This window comes from Saliphagus sp. LR7, assembly GCF_003344565.1.
GTDB classification, from domain to species: Archaea; Halobacteriota; Halobacteria; order Halobacteriales; family Natrialbaceae; genus Saliphagus; species Saliphagus infecundisoli.
On record NZ_QPND01000010.1, the window covers coordinates 109,738 to 125,567 of the forward strand.

At 69.4% G+C, this 15,830-nt stretch carries 19 protein-coding genes; 16 read left to right on the forward strand and 3 right to left on the reverse strand.

The window, feature by feature from the left end; genetic code table 11:
* Positions 1 to 41: 41 nt before the first annotated feature.
* The 7 genes from DVH23_RS14500 to DVH23_RS14530 all read left to right on the forward strand — a co-directional run bounded on the left by DVH23_RS14500 (position 42) and on the right by DVH23_RS14530 (position 5,458).
* Positions 42 to 899, forward strand: coding sequence for a pantoate kinase (locus DVH23_RS14500; RefSeq protein ID WP_114578146.1), 858 nt, complete (start codon positions 42 to 44; stop codon positions 897 to 899).
* 78 nt (positions 900 to 977) lie between these two features.
* Positions 978 to 1,724 carry a 4-phosphopantoate--beta-alanine ligase gene (locus DVH23_RS14505; RefSeq protein ID WP_114578147.1) on the forward strand — a complete coding sequence of 249 codons (747 nt, stop codon included), beginning with the start codon at positions 978 to 980 and terminating at the stop codon, positions 1,722 to 1,724.
* 43 nt (positions 1,725 to 1,767) lie between these two features.
* A complete protein-coding gene (locus tag DVH23_RS14510; RefSeq protein ID WP_114578148.1) occupies positions 1,768 to 2,574 on the forward strand; it encodes a DUF63 family protein in 807 nt (268 codons plus the stop codon).
* 51 nt (positions 2,575 to 2,625) lie between these two features.
* Positions 2,626 to 3,486: a carbohydrate kinase family protein gene (locus tag DVH23_RS14515; RefSeq protein ID WP_114578149.1), complete on the forward strand. Its 861-nt coding sequence runs from the start codon at positions 2,626 to 2,628 to the stop codon at positions 3,484 to 3,486.
* A gap of 144 nt (positions 3,487 to 3,630) precedes the next feature.
* Entirely contained in the window at positions 3,631 to 3,933 is a 303-nt protein-coding gene (locus DVH23_RS14520; RefSeq protein WP_114578150.1) for a HalOD1 output domain-containing protein, read from the forward strand.
* A 93-nt stretch (positions 3,934 to 4,026) separates the two neighbouring features.
* Positions 4,027 to 4,755, forward strand: a complete 729-nt coding sequence (locus DVH23_RS14525) for a nucleoside phosphorylase (RefSeq protein ID WP_114578151.1) — start codon at positions 4,027 to 4,029, stop codon at positions 4,753 to 4,755.
* Between the two features lie 109 nt (positions 4,756 to 4,864).
* Positions 4,865 to 5,458, forward strand: a complete 594-nt coding sequence (locus DVH23_RS14530; RefSeq protein ID WP_114578152.1) for a hypothetical protein — start codon at positions 4,865 to 4,867, stop codon at positions 5,456 to 5,458.
* A gap of 11 nt (positions 5,459 to 5,469) precedes the next feature.
* Here DVH23_RS14530 and DVH23_RS14535 read toward each other — a convergent pair whose 3' ends face one another.
* Genes DVH23_RS14535 through ribH form a run of 3 tightly spaced genes read right to left on the reverse strand, consistent with a single transcriptional unit; the run spans position 5,470 to position 7,350 of the window.
* Entirely contained in the window at positions 5,470 to 5,757 is a 288-nt protein-coding gene (locus DVH23_RS14535) for a hypothetical protein (protein WP_114578153.1), read from the reverse strand.
* Positions 5,758 to 5,789: 32 nt separating this feature from the next.
* Complete coding sequence (locus DVH23_RS14540) at positions 5,790 to 6,938, reverse strand: pyridoxal phosphate-dependent aminotransferase (RefSeq protein WP_114578154.1); 1,149 nt, start codon at positions 6,936 to 6,938, stop codon at positions 5,790 to 5,792.
* A gap of 1 nt (position 6,939) precedes the next feature.
* Positions 6,940 to 7,350: a 6,7-dimethyl-8-ribityllumazine synthase gene (ribH, locus tag DVH23_RS14545; RefSeq protein ID WP_114578155.1), complete on the reverse strand. Its 411-nt coding sequence runs from the start codon at positions 7,348 to 7,350 to the stop codon at positions 6,940 to 6,942.
* A 101-nt stretch (positions 7,351 to 7,451) separates the two neighbouring features.
* Between ribH and DVH23_RS14550 the strand changes: the two genes are divergently transcribed.
* The 9 genes from DVH23_RS14550 to DVH23_RS14590 all read left to right on the forward strand — a co-directional run bounded on the left by DVH23_RS14550 (position 7,452) and on the right by DVH23_RS14590 (position 15,819).
* Positions 7,452 to 9,287 carry a flippase activity-associated protein Agl23 gene (locus DVH23_RS14550; protein ID WP_114578156.1) on the forward strand — a complete coding sequence of 612 codons (1,836 nt, stop codon included), beginning with the start codon at positions 7,452 to 7,454 and terminating at the stop codon, positions 9,285 to 9,287.
* Positions 9,217 to 10,461: a 5-(carboxyamino)imidazole ribonucleotide synthase gene (locus DVH23_RS14555; RefSeq protein ID WP_342764185.1), complete on the forward strand. Its 1,245-nt coding sequence runs from the start codon at positions 9,217 to 9,219 to the stop codon at positions 10,459 to 10,461. Before DVH23_RS14550 ends, DVH23_RS14555 begins: the two co-directional genes overlap by 71 nt.
* 4 nt (positions 10,462 to 10,465) lie before the next feature.
* The gene (locus tag DVH23_RS14560) at positions 10,466 to 10,699 is read left to right on the forward strand and encodes a hypothetical protein (RefSeq protein WP_114578158.1); all 234 of its coding nucleotides are present in this window, start codon (positions 10,466 to 10,468) and stop codon (positions 10,697 to 10,699) included.
* 68 nt (positions 10,700 to 10,767) lie between these two features.
* Positions 10,768 to 11,397 (forward strand): AIR carboxylase family protein, encoded by a 630-nt coding sequence (locus DVH23_RS14565; protein ID WP_114578159.1) that lies wholly within the window; start codon positions 10,768 to 10,770, stop codon positions 11,395 to 11,397.
* A gap of 110 nt (positions 11,398 to 11,507) precedes the next feature.
* Positions 11,508 to 11,933 carry an NADH-quinone oxidoreductase subunit A gene (locus DVH23_RS14570; protein ID WP_114578160.1) on the forward strand — a complete coding sequence of 142 codons (426 nt, stop codon included), beginning with the start codon at positions 11,508 to 11,510 and terminating at the stop codon, positions 11,931 to 11,933.
* On the forward strand, positions 11,926 to 12,630 hold the full coding sequence (locus tag DVH23_RS14575; RefSeq protein ID WP_114578161.1) for an NADH-quinone oxidoreductase subunit B: 705 nt from the start codon (positions 11,926 to 11,928) through the stop codon (positions 12,628 to 12,630). Before DVH23_RS14570 ends, DVH23_RS14575 begins: the two co-directional genes overlap by 8 nt.
* Positions 12,627 to 14,276 carry an NADH-quinone oxidoreductase subunit D gene (locus tag DVH23_RS14580; protein WP_114578162.1) on the forward strand — a complete coding sequence of 550 codons (1,650 nt, stop codon included), beginning with the start codon at positions 12,627 to 12,629 and terminating at the stop codon, positions 14,274 to 14,276. Before DVH23_RS14575 ends, DVH23_RS14580 begins: the two co-directional genes overlap by 4 nt.
* Positions 14,273 to 15,361: a complex I subunit 1 family protein gene (locus DVH23_RS14585; protein ID WP_114578163.1), complete on the forward strand. Its 1,089-nt coding sequence runs from the start codon at positions 14,273 to 14,275 to the stop codon at positions 15,359 to 15,361. The genes DVH23_RS14580 and DVH23_RS14585 overlap by 4 nt, the downstream gene beginning before the upstream one ends.
* On the forward strand, positions 15,358 to 15,819 hold the full coding sequence (locus DVH23_RS14590; protein WP_114578164.1) for an NADH-quinone oxidoreductase subunit I: 462 nt from the start codon (positions 15,358 to 15,360) through the stop codon (positions 15,817 to 15,819). Before DVH23_RS14585 ends, DVH23_RS14590 begins: the two co-directional genes overlap by 4 nt.
* The last annotated feature ends 11 nt before the right edge of the window (positions 15,820 to 15,830 follow it).

The window sequence follows — 15,830 nt, forward strand, 5'->3', positions numbered from 1 at the left end:
AACCTCCACCGTTTATACGGGGTCGGCGGGAACGCCGACCCATGCAGGCGACGGCGTTCGTCCCGGGCCACGTGACGGGGTTCTTTAGCGCCCACCCCGCGGAGGACCCGACCGAAGCGGGCTCGCGAGGTGCCGGGCTCGCGCTCACCGACGGCGTGGGAGTGACGGTCGAGCCCGCCGACGGGAAGACGGCGGTCGTCCTCGAGGACGCCGGCGGCGACCGCCAACGCATGTCGCCCGGGTCGATCGACGCCGTGGAGACGGTCCTCGAGACCCTCGAGCTCGATGCGGGCGTCCGCCTCGAGATCGACGCCGACCTCCCGCTGGGCGCCGGCTTCGGCGTCTCGGGGGCGATGGCGCTCGGCACCGCGCTCGCGGCCAACGCCGCGTTCGACCGCCGGCTCTCGGAGAACGAGCTGGTGACGATCGCCCACGCTGCCGACGTTCGGGCGGGCACGGGGCTCGGAGACGTCGTCGCCCAGGCCCGCGGCGGGGTCCCGATCCGGCTCGAGCCCGGCGCGCCCGCGGTCAACTCGATCGACGCCGTCCCGGCGCGCGCGCGTGTGGAGTATGTGACCTTCGGCGAGCGCTCGACAGCGGACGTGCTCGCCGGCGAGACAGACCGGCTGACCGAGGCCGGCAAGCGGGCCCTCTCGCGGGTGGTCTCGGAGCCGACGCTGTCCTCCGTGATCCACGCCTCCCGGCGGTTCGCCCGCGAGGCCGACCTGCTCACCCCCGAGGCGCGCGAGGCGATCGAGGCCGTCGCCGCTGAGGGCGGCCAGGCGTCGATGGCGATGCTCGGCGACACCGCCTTCGCCGTCGGCACCGGTCTCACCGACGCGGGCTACGACCCCGCGGTCTGTGCGATCGATCCGGCAGGGGCGACGCTGGAGGGGTGAGCGGGGCCCGGCTCCGGGAGCCGATCCCGGGCCGCGGAACCGTCGGCCTTTTTTCCGCCCCCCGCCGAGCGGGGACCGATGGACGAGTCGGCGCTTCCCGAGGACCACCCCCGCTACGAGTCGCTCGTGACCCGCCACCGGATCGAGGCGGGGGTCGATCGGGGGATCACGAGCCGCCAGGGGCTGATCGCCCAGGGGAGAGGCGAGGCCTTCGACTACCTGCTGGGCGAGGAGACGATCCCGACGGCCGACCGGGCGGCCCGCGCGGGGGTCGCCCGCCTGCTGGCCGCCGACCACCCCGTCGTCTCGGTCAACGGCAACGTCGCCGCGCTCGCACCCGGAGAAACGGTCGAACTCGCCGACGCGGTCGGCGCCGCCCTCGAGGTCAACCTCTTCAACCGGACCGACGAGCGGATGGAAGCGATCGAGGAGCACCTCCGCGAGCACGGCGCGGCGGACGTGAAGGGACTGACCGCGGACGGCCGGATCCCGGGACTCGACCACGAGCGCGCGACGGTCGACGCCGACGGGATCGGCGCGGCCGACGCCGTCCTCGTTCCCCTGGAGGACGGCGACCGGGCCGAGGCGCTGGCGGCGATGGGGAAAGTCGTGGTCGCGATCGATCTCAACCCCGGCTCGCGGACGGCACGGGTCGCGGACGTCCCGATCGTCGACAACGTCGTCCGTGCGCTGCCGGCGATGACCGCCCACGCCCGCGAGCTCGCGGGGGCCGACGACGGGGAGATGGAGCGGATCGCAGCGGCGTTCGACCCCGACGAGGCGCTCGCGGCCGCCGAGCGGGCGATCCGGGAGGGGGAGTTCTGAGCGGGATCGGAAGGTGTTAGTCGCTGCCCTCTCGCTTTCGGATATGGTCGTTCCCGACGAGTTCGTCCTCCCGGCGTGGTACGTCCTCGCGCCCCTCGTCGCCGTCCTCGCGGGCGCCGGCGCGGCGCTGTGGCGCCTCCGGGCCCGGGTGACCGACGGGCTCGTCCTCGCTTTGGCGCCCTGGATGATGGTCGGCTCGACGCTGTACGTCCTCGAGGGGATCGGCGGGCTCCCCGACTGGATCACCCCCTTCGTCGGCGCGCCGACGGTCTACCTGACGGTCGCCGCGATCGCGGCCCTGGTCTGGCTCGCCGCCGTCGTCTCCTCGAGTTCGCCCGCCCGGCCGGTCGGCCTGATCGGACTGCTCACCCTCGCCGCGGCCGTCGCCGTCGCCGTCTCCTTCGGCGCCGGCGCGGGCTCGATCGAGCCGTTCTGGCCGGCGGTCGCGCTGGTGGCCACGGTGATCGTCACCGCCCTCGCGTGGGCCGCCGTCGGGGCCCTCTCCGGAGAGACCATCGCCGTCACCCGAGCGACGGGCGCGCTCGTCGTCTTCGGACACACCCTGGATGGGGTGACGACCGCCGTCGGCTACGACCATCTGGGGGTCGCCGAGACGGTGCCCGCCTCCCGGATCATCCTCGGGGTCGGCGAGGCGCTGCCGACCGCGGCGTACCTCGGGGCCGGCTGGCCGTTCGCTCTCGTGAAGGTCGCGCTGTCGGCTTCAATCGTCTACCTCTTTACGGAGTACGTCCGCGAGGAGCCCGATCAGGCGCGGCTCGTGCTGGCGTTCGTGGCCGCGGTCGGCCTCGGCCCCGGCTTCCACAACCTCGTCCTCTTTCTGGTCGCCTGAGGTGGGGAACCGTCAGCGTTTTGCGCCCGGCCCGCATCCCGCCCGAGAACAGTGGGTCCCGTACTGGCCGCCGGCCACGTCAACTGTGACGTGATCGTCCGCGTCGACCGGCTCCCCGAGCCCGACGCCGAGTCCGCGATCCGGTCGTTCGACCGCTCGTGTGGGGGCAGCGCCGCGAACGTCGCCGTCTCGCTTTCGCGGCTCTCGGTTCCCGCGGGGATCGTGGGGAGCGTCGGCACCGACGAGGCGGGGACCCGCGCGGCGGCCACCCTGGAACGAGAGGGGGTTTCGACCGCGGGGCTACGGGAGGCCCCCGAGGGTCCGACCGCCGTCAAGCACGTCCTCGTCGACGACCGCGGCGAGGTCGCCCTGCTGGGCACCGACGGCGTCAACGAGGCGATCGAGCCCGGCGACGTCGATCCCGAACGCGTCCGGCGGGCCGGCCACGTCCACCTCACGAGCCAGCGGCCCGCGACAGCCGCCCGCATCGCACGGGTCGCGAGCGAGGCCGGGGTGGGGGTGAGCTTCGATCCCGGCCGGCGGGTCGGCGAGCGGACCTACGACGGCGTCTTCGCCCACGTCGACACCGTCTTCGCGACCGCCCGCGAGGCCGAGTCGCTGCCCGAGGACGGCGACTACGCGCTCGTCGTCACCGACGGCGCCGACGGCGCCGAGTTGCGAACCGCGGAGGGACGCCGACACCATCCCGGGTTCGCCGTCGACACGGTCGATACGACCGGCGCGGGCGACGCCTTCGCCGCCGGCTTTCTCGCGGCGACCCTTGAGGGAGCCTGCGAGAAACGAGCCCTCGCGTACGGCAACGCCTGTGGCGCGATGGCGACGACCAGCGAGGGCGCCCAGACGGGGCCCGACCGCGCCCGACTCGAGCGGTTTCTCGACGCGCGAAACTGACCGGCAGCGATTTAGTATCGTTCGTGGTAGCCGGAAGCCCCGCTCGCCAGCGGCGGCGCCGTTCTCAGTCGGTGTTGTCTGACGGTACCTATATACTGTGGGCCGTTGGCGTGTCGGGCATGCGCCACGGGGCGCAAAGAGAGCATGAGTAGACAAGCTACAGGTGGCTCCGAGTTCGGGGACGGAGGCCATCCCGTCAGATACGACCGGGACGAAAGCGAACCGCCGAGCGTCGCCGCCGCGACGGCCATCGCCGACTACCGCGGCGAGGACGTCCACGACGCCAGCGTTCGGCTCTACGAGTACGTCGATCCCGAAGCCCTCGACGCCCTCTTTGCCGACCGCTACGACGGTCGCCGGCGGGGCGACGGCGAGGTCCGGTTCACCGTCGGATCGGCGACGGTGGTCGTCCGACCCGACAGCGTCCACGTCTACCCGGCCGACTGAGACGGACTCCGAGCCACGCCGAGACCGAACGGGACCGCCCGGGATCGCCCGAGATCGTGCGGGTTTTTCACCCGCAGGTCCCAGAGGAGGACGATGCCATCCCAGCCACACCTGCAGGTCGACGACGGCGACGTCAACGACCTCGTACTCCTCCCGGGAGACCCCGGTCGCGTCGACCGCATCGCCGGCCGCTGTACGGACGCCGAGACCGTCGCCCGAAACCGCGAGTACAAGGTGGTCAACGCGAACTACGAGGGCCGCGAGCTTTCGATCTGTTCGACGGGCATCGGCTGTCCCTCGGCGACGATCGCGATCGAGGAACTCGCCCGCGCCGGCGTCGAGACCGCGATCCGCGTCGGGACGACGGGGGCGCTCCAAGAAGAGGTCGGGATCGGCGACCTCGTCGTCGCGACCGGCGCCGCAAAACAGGAGGGCACAACCCGGAGATACGAACCCGTCGAGTTCCCCGCGGTGCCCGACCACGGAGTGCTCTCGGCGCTCGTCTCGGCCGCCGAAGGCGGCGACGGGCCCGCCCACGTCGGCCCGATCGTCTCCGACGACGCCTTCTACTTCGAGCGGGAGCCGGGGCTCGACGCGTGGGAGGAGGCGGGATTGCTCGCCGTCGAGATGGAGGCCGCTGCGCTGTTTACGCTCGCCCGGCGCCGGGGGCTCGCGGCGGGGGCGATCTGTGCGGCCGACGGCAACCTCGTCGCGGGCACCCAGAAGGGGACCGGCGACGACGAGGCGGAACTTCCCGAGGAAGCCAGCGACGGCGTCGGCCGGGCGATCGGGGCCGCACTCGAGGCGGCGACGGAGCTTTAGTAGAGCGGACCAACCCGGCGACGACCGGGTTCCCGGCACCCGGTACTCTCCGCGAGGCGGGCTCGCGACTCGCATGAAATTAAGGGCCCCACGCGCCAACGACCCGGAAATGACACCTGAACGGAAGTACGAGATCAGTGCGCTCGACCTCTCAGGGAGCCGGTACACGGTCGAACAGACGGGACAGGACGAGAACTTTCGGCCCGAGTACGAAGCCAGTGACGCCGCCGGCGACACCCTGTTCAGTGGCGTATACAACATGTACCAGGACGAATCGGAGTTCCCGCTCGTCGATACCGGCGGGAACGAGATCGCCACCGTGAAAGCCAGCGGGACGTGGGACGTCGCGGGCGACTACCTCCTGACGGACGGCCGGACCGGGGAGGACGTCGTCGTCCTGGACAACGACCTCTCGCTCCTGCAGGACACCTGGCGGATCCGCGACCCCGACGACGGCTCCCTGCTCGCGGAGATCGACTCGCGTGGAGCCCTCGTCACCGTGGGCCGAAAGCTCCTGCCGTTCGGCCAGTGGATCGCCCACGAGTACGAGATAACCGATCCGGACGGCGATCCCGTCGGCACCATCACGGGCGAGTTCTCGATCCTCGACCGGTACGAGATCGAGATCGACGACCCCGGTTCGGTTCCGACCGATCCCGTCGTGGTCGGGGCGATGGTCATCGACGCGATCCAGGGGAACTGAACGCGGTTCGGTCAGATGACGTCGTCGGGATCGTGGGCCTCGGCCATCCGTTCGGCCTCGGCGGCGTACCGCGCTTCGAGGTCGGGGTCGTCCACGCTCCCGAGATCGCCGGGGTCGGCGAGAACGGCGGCGGTCGTGTCCCGGACGTCGGTAAACGAGGTGAGCGCCCGCTCCTTCCGGAAGTAGCGCTCGCCGTCGGTCGTCGCGTAGGTGAGGATAATCATGTTCTGTTCGTCGTCGGAGTAGGTCCGCTCGACGAGCCAGACGCGAACGGATTCCTCGGACTCCTCGCGTGCCATGTCTCGAGAGTGGGGAGCCGGCGGGAAATAGCCTACAGGTAGCCGCCGTCGGCGAGGCGTTCGATCCCCTCTCTGAGACGGTCCTCGCTCGCGGCGTAGGAGATCCGGGCGTAGCCGGGCGTGCCGAAGGCGCTGCCGGGAACGGTCGCGACGTGGGTGTCCTCTAAGGCGTTCTCGCACCACGCCTGGTCGTCCTCCTCGACCGGGAGCATCATGTAGAACGCCCCGTCGGGGACGGCGACGTCCACTCCCTCCTCCTCTAACAGGGAGACGACGAGGTCCCGACGGTCCTCGAAGGCCTCGACCATCTCCGCGACGGCGTCGTCGGTGTTCTCCAGGGCCTCGATCCCGGCGTGCTGGACGAAGTTCACCGCCGAGGAGACCGAGTGGCTGTGGAGTTTGCCCGCCTGGTCGATCAGCGCTTCGGGACCGGCGAAGTAGCCAAGGCGCCAGCCGGTCATCGAGTACGCCTTCGAGAAGCCGTTGACGGTGATGGTCCGGTCGGCCATCCCCTCTAGCGTGCCGAGGCTCGTCGGCTCGACGCCGTAGGTGATCTCCTTGTAGATCTCGTCGCTGATGACCGTGACGTCGTGTTCGACTGCGAGGTCCCGGACGCCCTCCAGGGCCGCGTCGGAGTACACCGCGCCGGTGGGGTTCGACGGCGAGTTGACGATCAGGAGTTCGGTATCGTCGGAGACCGCGTCCGCGAGGTCCTCCAGGGCGGGTTCGAGCCGGAAATCGTGTTCGGAGAGGTCGACCCGCGAGAGCGAGCCGCCGGCCATCTCGACCATCGCCTCATAGGAGACCCAGGCGGGATCCAGCAGCGTCACTTCGTCGCCGTCGGCGATCAGTGCCTGGACGATTTCGTAGAGCGCCTGTTTGGCGCCGGGCGTGACGATGATCTCCTCGGGGCCGTGATCGAGGCCGTCGTCGGCGAGTTTCTCCGAAATCGCCTCGCGGAGTTCGAGGATGCCCGCGGAGGTGGTGTAGCCGGTGTGGCCGGCGTCCATCGCCGCTTTCCCCGCCTCGACGACGGTCTCGGGCGTCGGGAAGTCGGGCTCGCCGACCGAGAGATCGACGACGTCGGCGCCGTCGGCCTCGAGTTCGGTCGCGAGCGCGGAGACGGCGAGCGTTGCGGACGGTTCGACTCGGGTCAGGCGGTCGGTGAATTCCATGGTCATATCAGGGGTCGGGCAACTCGGCGACGAGGGCGAGGGCGCTCTCGACGGCCTCGCCGCCTTTCTCGATTCGTTCGCGGGCCTCGGCGCCGGACATGCCGGGACCGGTGACGCCGAGGGTGACGGGCGTGTCACGCTCGATGGAGACGTCGGAGAGTCTGGTCGCCGTGCTGTCGGCGATCACCCGGTCGTGGTCGGTGTCGCCGGTGACGACGGCGCCGACGACGGCGACCGCGTCGATCGACTCCCGGCGGGCCAGCCGGTCGGCCGCGAGCGGCGCGTCGTAGACGCCGGGGACCGCGACGGTCTCCTCGACCGCCGCGCCCGCATCGGCGGCGGCCTCGCGGGCCCGCTCTTCCATCTCCTCGGTGACCGACCGGTTGAACCGGGCGACCACCAGGCCGAGCGTGGGCATGTCGCCAGCGTCGCGTGGGGGCATGAAAGAGCTACCGCTCTCGGCTCCGGCGGTCGATCGGGAACACAACACGTTTGACCCTCTCGGCGAACGCACGGACGATGGCGCGTGGCTCGCGCGACGACCACACCCTCCCCGCCCTGCTCGCGATCGCCGCCCTCGCGGTGGCCGTCCGCCTCGCCTTCCTCGGCGAGCGCGTCGCTCACTGGGACGAGGGTCGTGTCGGCTACGATATCCTTCGGTACGGCGCGACGGGGCTCTGGGAGTACCGCCCGATCGTCCACGGCCCGTTCCTGGTTCACGTCAACGACCTCGTGTTCGCCCTCCTCGGCCCGACCGACTTCGCGATGCGGCTGGTGGTCGCAGGCGTCGGCGGCCTCCTTCCCCTCGCGGCCTGGCTCTTTCGTGACCATCTCCGCCCCCTCGAGGTCGTCTCGGTCGGCGCGCTGCTGGCCGCGTCCCCAATCCTCGTCTACTACTCGCGGTTCATGCGAAACGACGTGCTGGTGGCGACGTTCATGCTGTTCGCGCTCGGGATGGCGGTGCGGCTGTCGGTCACGGGACGGACGCGCTACCTCTACGCCGCGGCCCTCTGTTCGGGGCTGGGGTTCACGACCAAGGAGAACGCCGTCGTCTACGTCGTCTGCTGGCTCGGCGCCGGCGCGCTCTTACTCGACACCGCGCTCTTCCGACCGGACGCCGCCCGGCCGACGCGGGCCCTCCTCCGGGATCGGTTCGCCCGTGCACGCGATCGCATCCGGTCGGCCGAGGCCCGCCGACGGGCCGGGTGCTACGCCGGCCACCTCCTGCTGGCGACGGCGCTGTTCGTCGCCGTCCTCGTCGTCTTCTACGCACCCCGCACGGCCGGAACCGGCGTCGGGTTCGAACGCCTCGCTTCCCGCCCCGGTCTCCTCCCGGCGGTCACGGAGCGGGCCCTGTCGGACTTCTGGAGCGGGATCGCCGACTGGGGCGGCAAGTCCGGGGAGGAGTCGATCGTCGAGCGACTCACGGACTATCTGCCCCGCTTTCTCGGGGCGCTCGTCGAGTACGCGCCAGCGATCAGCGTCCTCGCGGTCGCCGGGACGCTGGGCGAGCGCTATTTCGCCGACCGCCCGCGGCCGATCGTGATGGGGTTTGCCTACTGGGGACTCGTCAGCCTGCCCGGCTACGCGCTCGCGATGGACATCTGGGCGACCTGGGCGCTCGTCCACGTCCTCGTCCCCCTCGCGATCCCCGCGGGCGTCGCGCTCGGCTGGATTCTGGAGACGGGCCTCGACGCGGCCCGCGATCTCCGGGCCGGAACCGGCGGAAGGCGGGCCGGTATTGACGCCGCCCTCGCGGTCGCCGTCGTCGTCCTCCTTCTCTCCTCGACGGTCGCCGTCGTCGGCGCCACGGCCTTCGACCCGACGAACACCCGGACCGACGGCGATCACGTCGTCCAGTACGCCCAGCCGAACCAGGAGTTGCGGGCGCCCCTGGAGGATCTCGAGGCGGTCCTCGAAGAGACCGGCGGCCCGATCGTCTACTACGGCGAGTACGCCATCGACAACGAGAGCGCGGCCCACCGCCCGCCCGTCGGCGACCGCTGGACGGAGGGCGAGGACGGCCCCGTCAAGGTCGAGGACAACGGGAACTGGTACTCCCGGCTCCCGCTGCCGTGGTACGTTGAGCGTTCGGGCGCCGAGCCGGCGAGCGCCCACGATCGGGAGGAACTCGACGCCCTGCTCGCCGAGGAGCCGGCCGCCGTCGTCGTCCGCGCCGACCGCGCCGGCGAGCTGCCGGCGATGGCGGGCTACGTCCGGACGACCGTCGAGATGCGCAGTCCCGGCGACGAGACCGTCTTCTACCTCCGAGAGGACGCCGTCCGTGCCCACGCCGACCCCGCCGGCGAGTGGACCCCGGCAGCGAGCGAAACCGGCGGGAACGGGAACCCTTAACCTCCGGCAAGGGAAAGCGCCGCGCATGACGACGTTACGGACGCCGGGACCGACTGTCGGCGTCGTCGGCGGGGGCCAACTGGGCCGGATGCTCGCCGAGGCCGCCGCCCCGCTCGGGGTCGAACTGGTCGTCCTCGACCCGACGCCGGACGCGCCCGCTGGGGCGGTCGCCCGCGACCAGATCGTCGCCGAGTTCGACGACCGGGCGGCGATCGCCGACCTCACCGAACTATCCGACGTGCTCACCTTCGAGATCGAACTCGCCGACCAACGGGTGCTATCGGAGGTCAGCGAGGAGACGGGGACGCCGGTCCATCCGAAGCCCGCCACGCTCGAGACGATCCACGACAAACTCGTCCAGAAGCGGGAACTCGAGGAGGCCGGGATCCCGGTGCCGCCGTTCCGGGCGGTCGAGGACGCCGACGATATCCGCGACGCGATCGAGGCCTACGGCGCGCCGGTGATGCTCAAGGCACGAACTGGGGGCTACGACGGCCGCGGGAACGTCCCCGTCGAGGGGCCCAACGAGGCAGCCGAGGCCCTCGAATCGGTCGCCGGCCCGGCGATGGTCGAGTCGTTCGTCGAGTTCGAGCGCGAGCTGTCGGTGATCGCGGTCAAGGGCGACGGCGAGACCGCCGCGTTCCCGATCGGCGAGAACGTCCACCGCGAGGAGATCCTCCGGGAGACGATCGTTCCCGCGCGGACTGACGATCGTATTCGTGAACGCGCCCGCGAGGTCTCGGGGGACGTTCTCTCCGTAATGGAGGGGCGGGGCGTGTACGGGATCGAGTTGTTTGAAACGAGCAACGGCGAAATACTGCTCAACGAGATCGCACCCCGCCCGCACAACTCGGGCCACTGGACGATCGAGGGCGCTCGAAGCTCGCAGTTCGAGCAACACGTTCGCGCCGTTCTCGGCTGGCCGCTGGGCTCGACCGAACTCCGCTCGCCGACGGTCACCACCAACCTGCTGGGCGACGTCTCCGAGCCGCGGCCGGCCGCGCTCTCGGGGATCGACTGGGTCCTCGAGACCCCCACGGCCGACCTCCACTGGTACGGCAAGCGCGAGGCCCGGCCGCTGCGGAAGATGGGCCACGTCGCCGTCACCGATGAGGAGGTCGAGGACGCACTCGAGACCGCCCGCGAACTCCGGGACGCGGTGACCTTCGAGTGAGGCAATGAGGGAACGCGCCGACCGCGAGGACGACAGTTCGATCGACCGCGATGTCGTCGTCCTCGCTGCCGGCTACCTCGCCGTCCTCGTCGCGGGCGGCGCGGCGATCGCGCTCGCGCTCGGACGGTCCCCCGGGCCGTTCCTCGCCGACCTCTTTTCCGATCCGGTCTGGCTGTTCGGGACCGTCTTCGGCCTGTTCGTCCTCCTGAAGGCCTCCTCGAAGCGGCGGGCCGAGTGAGGCGGACTGACGAGTCGGCTCGAGTCGAACCCGCCCCCTTCTTTGTAACTGGCGCACAACCCGCGTCCATGACCGCAGTTCAGGAGTTGATCGACCGGCTTCACGACGAGGCGGGCGGGGACCGCCCCGCCGCGGAGACCCCCGACGTCGGGATCGTGATGGGCAGCGACTCCGACCTCGAGACGATGCTGACCGGCGGCGACCGGCCGGGCGCCTACGACGCACTCGTCTCGGAGCTGGACTTCGCCGAACAGACCGACTTCGAGGACCCACCCGAAAACCGCTTTACGTTCGAAACGTACGTCACCTCCGCCCACCGGACCCCGGACCTGATGGCCGCCTACGCCGAGACCGCCGAAGCGCGGGGGATCGACGTGATCATCGCGGGCGCGGGTGGGAAGTCCGCCGACCTCCCGAACATGACCGCCTCGATCGCCTACCCCCTGCCGGTGATCGGCGTCCCCGTCCAGGAGAAGTCCGTCGACAGCGTCATCGGGATGCCCCAGGGCGCGCCGCTGACGGCGGTCGACGCGGGCAAGTCCTTCAACGCCGCGCTCTCGGCTGCCCAGATCCTCGCGCGCGAACACGACGACCTCCGCCGCCGGCTGGTCGCCTACCACGACCGTCTCAGAGGGGAGGTCGGCGAGGCCTCCCGCCGGCTCCACGACGGCGGCGTCGCCGACTACGAGCGGGAGTAGCCGGCGCCGACCGTCGCTCCCGACGATTCTCGCGCAGTCGGTCGAAAACGGCCGGCGAGCGAAGAATCACCCTTATATGGGTGCGTTTCCAACGCCCGAACGTTACCGCGATGAACGAATGGATAGCCATCGGGGCACTGGCGCTCGTTGGACTGCTGATCCCGCTTAGCATGATGGCGGTGTCGTACCTCCTCCGGCCGAGTGTCCCCGAGACGAGCAAGCGGGCCACCTACGAGAGCGGCGAGGTCCCCACCGGCGGGACCCGCATCCGCTTTAACATCCAGTACTACATGGTCGCGCTTCTCTTTCTCGTCTTCGACATCGAGACCGTACTGCTGTTCCCGTGGGCCGTCGTCTATCGGGCCGCCCTCGACTCGCCGGACATCTCGCTCGTGAGCGCGCTCGGGCCGATGTTGTTGTTCGTCGCCATCCTGCTCGTCGGACTCGCGTGGGCGTGGCGAAACGGCGCAGTGGAGTGGACCCGCGCGGCCCGCAGACGGACCGACTACGACCGCAGACCGATCGACCATGAGTAACCAACCACGCCAAGCGATCCACGACAGCACCGCCCCCTCCACGGACACCCGCGACTCGCGCATGGGCGAGGGGGTCGACGACCGCTTCAACTCGAGGCTCCGGGAGGCGTTCGGCTCGACGCCGTTTATCCTCACCAAGTTCGACAAGTTCATGAACTGGGTCCGGGGCTCCTCGATGTTCATGCTGCAGTTCGGGATCGCCTGCTGTAGCATCGAGATGATGCACACCTACGCGATCAAACACGATCTGGATCGCTTCGGCGCGGGCGTCCCGCGGGCCTCCCCCCGCCAGGCCGACGTCATCATCGTCCCCGGCACCATCGTCTCGAAGTTCGGCCCCCGCATGAAGCGCGTCTACGACCAGATGCCCGAGCCCAAGTTCGTCGTCGGCATGGGCTCGTGTACGATCTCCGGGGGCCCCTTCCAGGAGGGGTACAACGTCGTCAAAGGCGCAGAAGAGATCATCCCAGTCGACATCCACGTCCCCGGCTGTCCGCCCCGCCCCGAGGCGCTTATCTACGGCGTCGCGAAGCTCCAGGAGCGGGTCGCAAACGGCGAGACCTCGCCCGTCGTCGTCAAACCCTACGAGCTAGAGGAGTTCGGCGACCTCCCTCGTGACGAGCTGATCGACAAGCTCGCCGCCGAGATCGACGAGGAGGACCTCGTCATGCGGTACAACTGGGCTGATTCGCCATGAGCACGGAACTCGAGCGGACCGTCCCGGTCACCGAGGAGGCAGAACTCGAGCGACTGGTCGGCGACCGTGCCCTCTCGACGGACGACCACAAGAACGCCCCGGCGTTCGTGGTCCGGCCCGACGCCGTCCAGGACGTCCTCTTCGATCTGCGCGACGAAGCGGGCTTCGACCACCTCTCGTGTGTCACCGCCCAGCAGTACGAGGACCGCTACGAGACGATCTACCACCTGAAGAAGTACGACGACCCCACCCAGGAGGTAAGCGTCGTCGTGCCGACCTCGACCGACGAGCCGGTCAGCCAGACCGCCGAACCGGTCTACCGCTCGGCCGACTGGGGCGAACGGGAGGCGTTCGACCTCGTCGGCATCGACTACGAGGGCCACCCCGACCCGCGCCGGATCCTCCTGCCGGAGACCTGGCAGGGCCATCCCCTCGACCTGAGCTACGACCAGGACAAACCCCAGCTAGTGACGCTGGCCGAACACGCAAACCCCCTCCAGGAGGACCACCGGGACGCCGAGACGGACACGATGTTCCTCAACATCGGCCCCCACCACCCGGCGACCCACGGCGTCCTCCACGTCAAGACCGTCCTCGACGGCGAGACGGTCGCCGACGTCGAACCCGACATCGGCTACCTCCACCGCTGTGAGGAACAGATGTGCGAGCAGGGCACCTACCGTCACCAGATCATGCCCTACCCCGACCGGTGGGACTACACGGCGAACATGCCAAACGAGTGGGCCTACGCCCGCGCCGCCGAGGACCTCGCCGACTTGGAGGTCCCCGACTACGCACAGGTGCTCCGGACGATGGGCTGTGAGCTTTCCCGGATGGCGGGGCACTTCCTCGCGCTCGGCACGTTCGCGCTGGACGTCTTCGGCGACTTCACCGCGATCTTCCAGTACGCCTTCCGCGATCGCGAACTCGCCCAGGACATCCTCGAGGATCTCACGGGCCAGCGGATGATGTACAACTACTTCCGGCTCGGCGGGGTCGCCTGGGACGTCCCCGAACCTCGCGAGGAGTTCTTCGAGAAGACGCGGGACTTCCTCGACGGCCTCCCGACGAAAGTAGAGGAGTACGACGACCTCCTGACCGGCAACGAGGTCTTCCAGATCCGGTGTGTCGACACCGGGATCTTGGAGCCGGAGATCGCCAAACAGTACGGCTGTACGGGCCCGGTCGCCCGCGGCTCGGGAATCGACTACGACCTCCGGCGGGACGACCCCTACGGCTACTACCCCGAACTCGAGTGGGACGTCGTCACCGAGGACGGGAAGGACAACTACTCGCGGGTGCTCGTCCGGATGCAGGAGGTCGAACAGTCCGCGAAGATCGTCGAGCAGTGTATCGACCTGCTCGAGGAGTGGCCCGAGGACGACCGCGAGATCCAGAGCAACGTCCCCCGGACGCTCAAACCCGATCCCGGCACCGAGACCTACAAGGCAGTCGAGAACGCGAAGGGCGAACTCGGGATCTACATCCGCGCCGACGGCACCGACACCCCCGGCCGGTTCAAGATCCGCAGCCCCTGTTTCCACAACCTCTCGACGCTCGCGGAGATGTCCCAGGGCGAGTACGTCCCCGACCTGGTCGCCTCCCTGGGTAGCCTCGACGTCATCCTCGGCGAGGTGGATCGATGACGGGGGCCGTCCCGCTGCAGTCCGACGGCGAGACCTACCTCCTCCCCGAACGGATCGCCGACCTCACGGGCCTCGGCGAGTTCGGCATCGCAGGCGAGTCGATCGCCGCGCTTCTCGGCGCCGCCCTCGTCGGCACCCTCATGTTGACGATGACCGCCGTCGCCGGTCCGTGGGCCAAACGGAAGATCACCGCCGCCTTCACCGATCGGATCGCGGTCAACCGGATCGGCCCCTTCGGCCTGTTTATCATCGTCGCCGACGCGGTCCGGCTGATCTCGAAGGAACTCATCGTTCCCGAGAACGCCGACCGGCCGGCCTACGACCTGGCGCCGATCGTCGTCGCCGGCTCGGCGATGCTCGGCTTCGCCGTGATCCCGATGGGAAGCGGGATCCAGCTCGCCGACCCCGAGGTCGGCGTCGTCTACCTCTTTGCGGTCTCGGGCATCGCCAGCATCGGGCTCGTGATGGCCGGCTACGCTTCGGCGAACAAGTACTCGCTGATGGGCGGATTGCGTGCGGTCGCACAGAACGTCGCCTACGAGATCCCGCTCGTCGTAACCGGAATGTCCGTGGTGATCTTCGCGGGCACCCTCCAATTGTCCGAGATCGTCGCCGTCCAGGCCGAACCACTGATCGAACTCGGCGGGGTCGCGCTTCCCTCCTGGTACGCGTTCGTCAACCCCTTCGCGTTCGGGCTGTTCATCGCGGCGAACCTGGCCGAAGTGGGCCGAAACCCCTTCGACACGCCCGAGGCGCCGACCGAGATCGTCGCGGGCTACCAGACCGAGTACTCGTCGGTCTACTTCGTCCTGATCTACCTCGGGGAGTTCCTCCACATCTTCCTCGGCGGGGCGATCATCGCGACGCTGTTTCTCGGCGGACCCGCCGGACCCGGTCCCGCGGCGCTGGGGATCGTCTGGTACATCGTCAAGATCTGGGCGGTGTTCCTGTTGACCCAGTGGTTCCGGTCGGCGCTGCCTCGCGTTCGTATCGACCAACTGATCGAGATCGGCTGGAAGGGCATGCTCGTACTGTCCTTTGCCAACCTGGTGCTCACGGCCATCCTCGTGGGAGCGATAGCATGATCGGACTGCTCAAATCCATGGCGACGACGATGAAACACGCACTGGACGGCAACACCTTCACCGTGGAGTACCCCGAGACGACCCCCGACGTCTCCCCTCGCTTTCGGGGCGTCCACAAGTTCAGCCAGGAGCGGTGTATCTGGTGTCGCCAGTGCGAGAACGTCTGTCCGAACGATACGATCCAGATCGTCACCGACGACCAGCGAAACGGCGAGCAGTACAACCTCCACATCGGCCAGTGTATCTACTGTCGGCTCTGCGAGGAGGTCTGTCCCGTCGACGCAATCATCCTCACCCAGAACTTCGAGTTCACCGGCGACACCAAAGACGACCTCGTCTACAACAAAGAACAGCTCAAGGCCGTGCCGTGGTACAAGGACATCGATCCCCTGGAATCCCGCGAACCCGATCGCGGGAGCTGGATCGGCGAGGGGGAAGGTGCGGTTGACTACCAGTGAGCCCGTCGCGT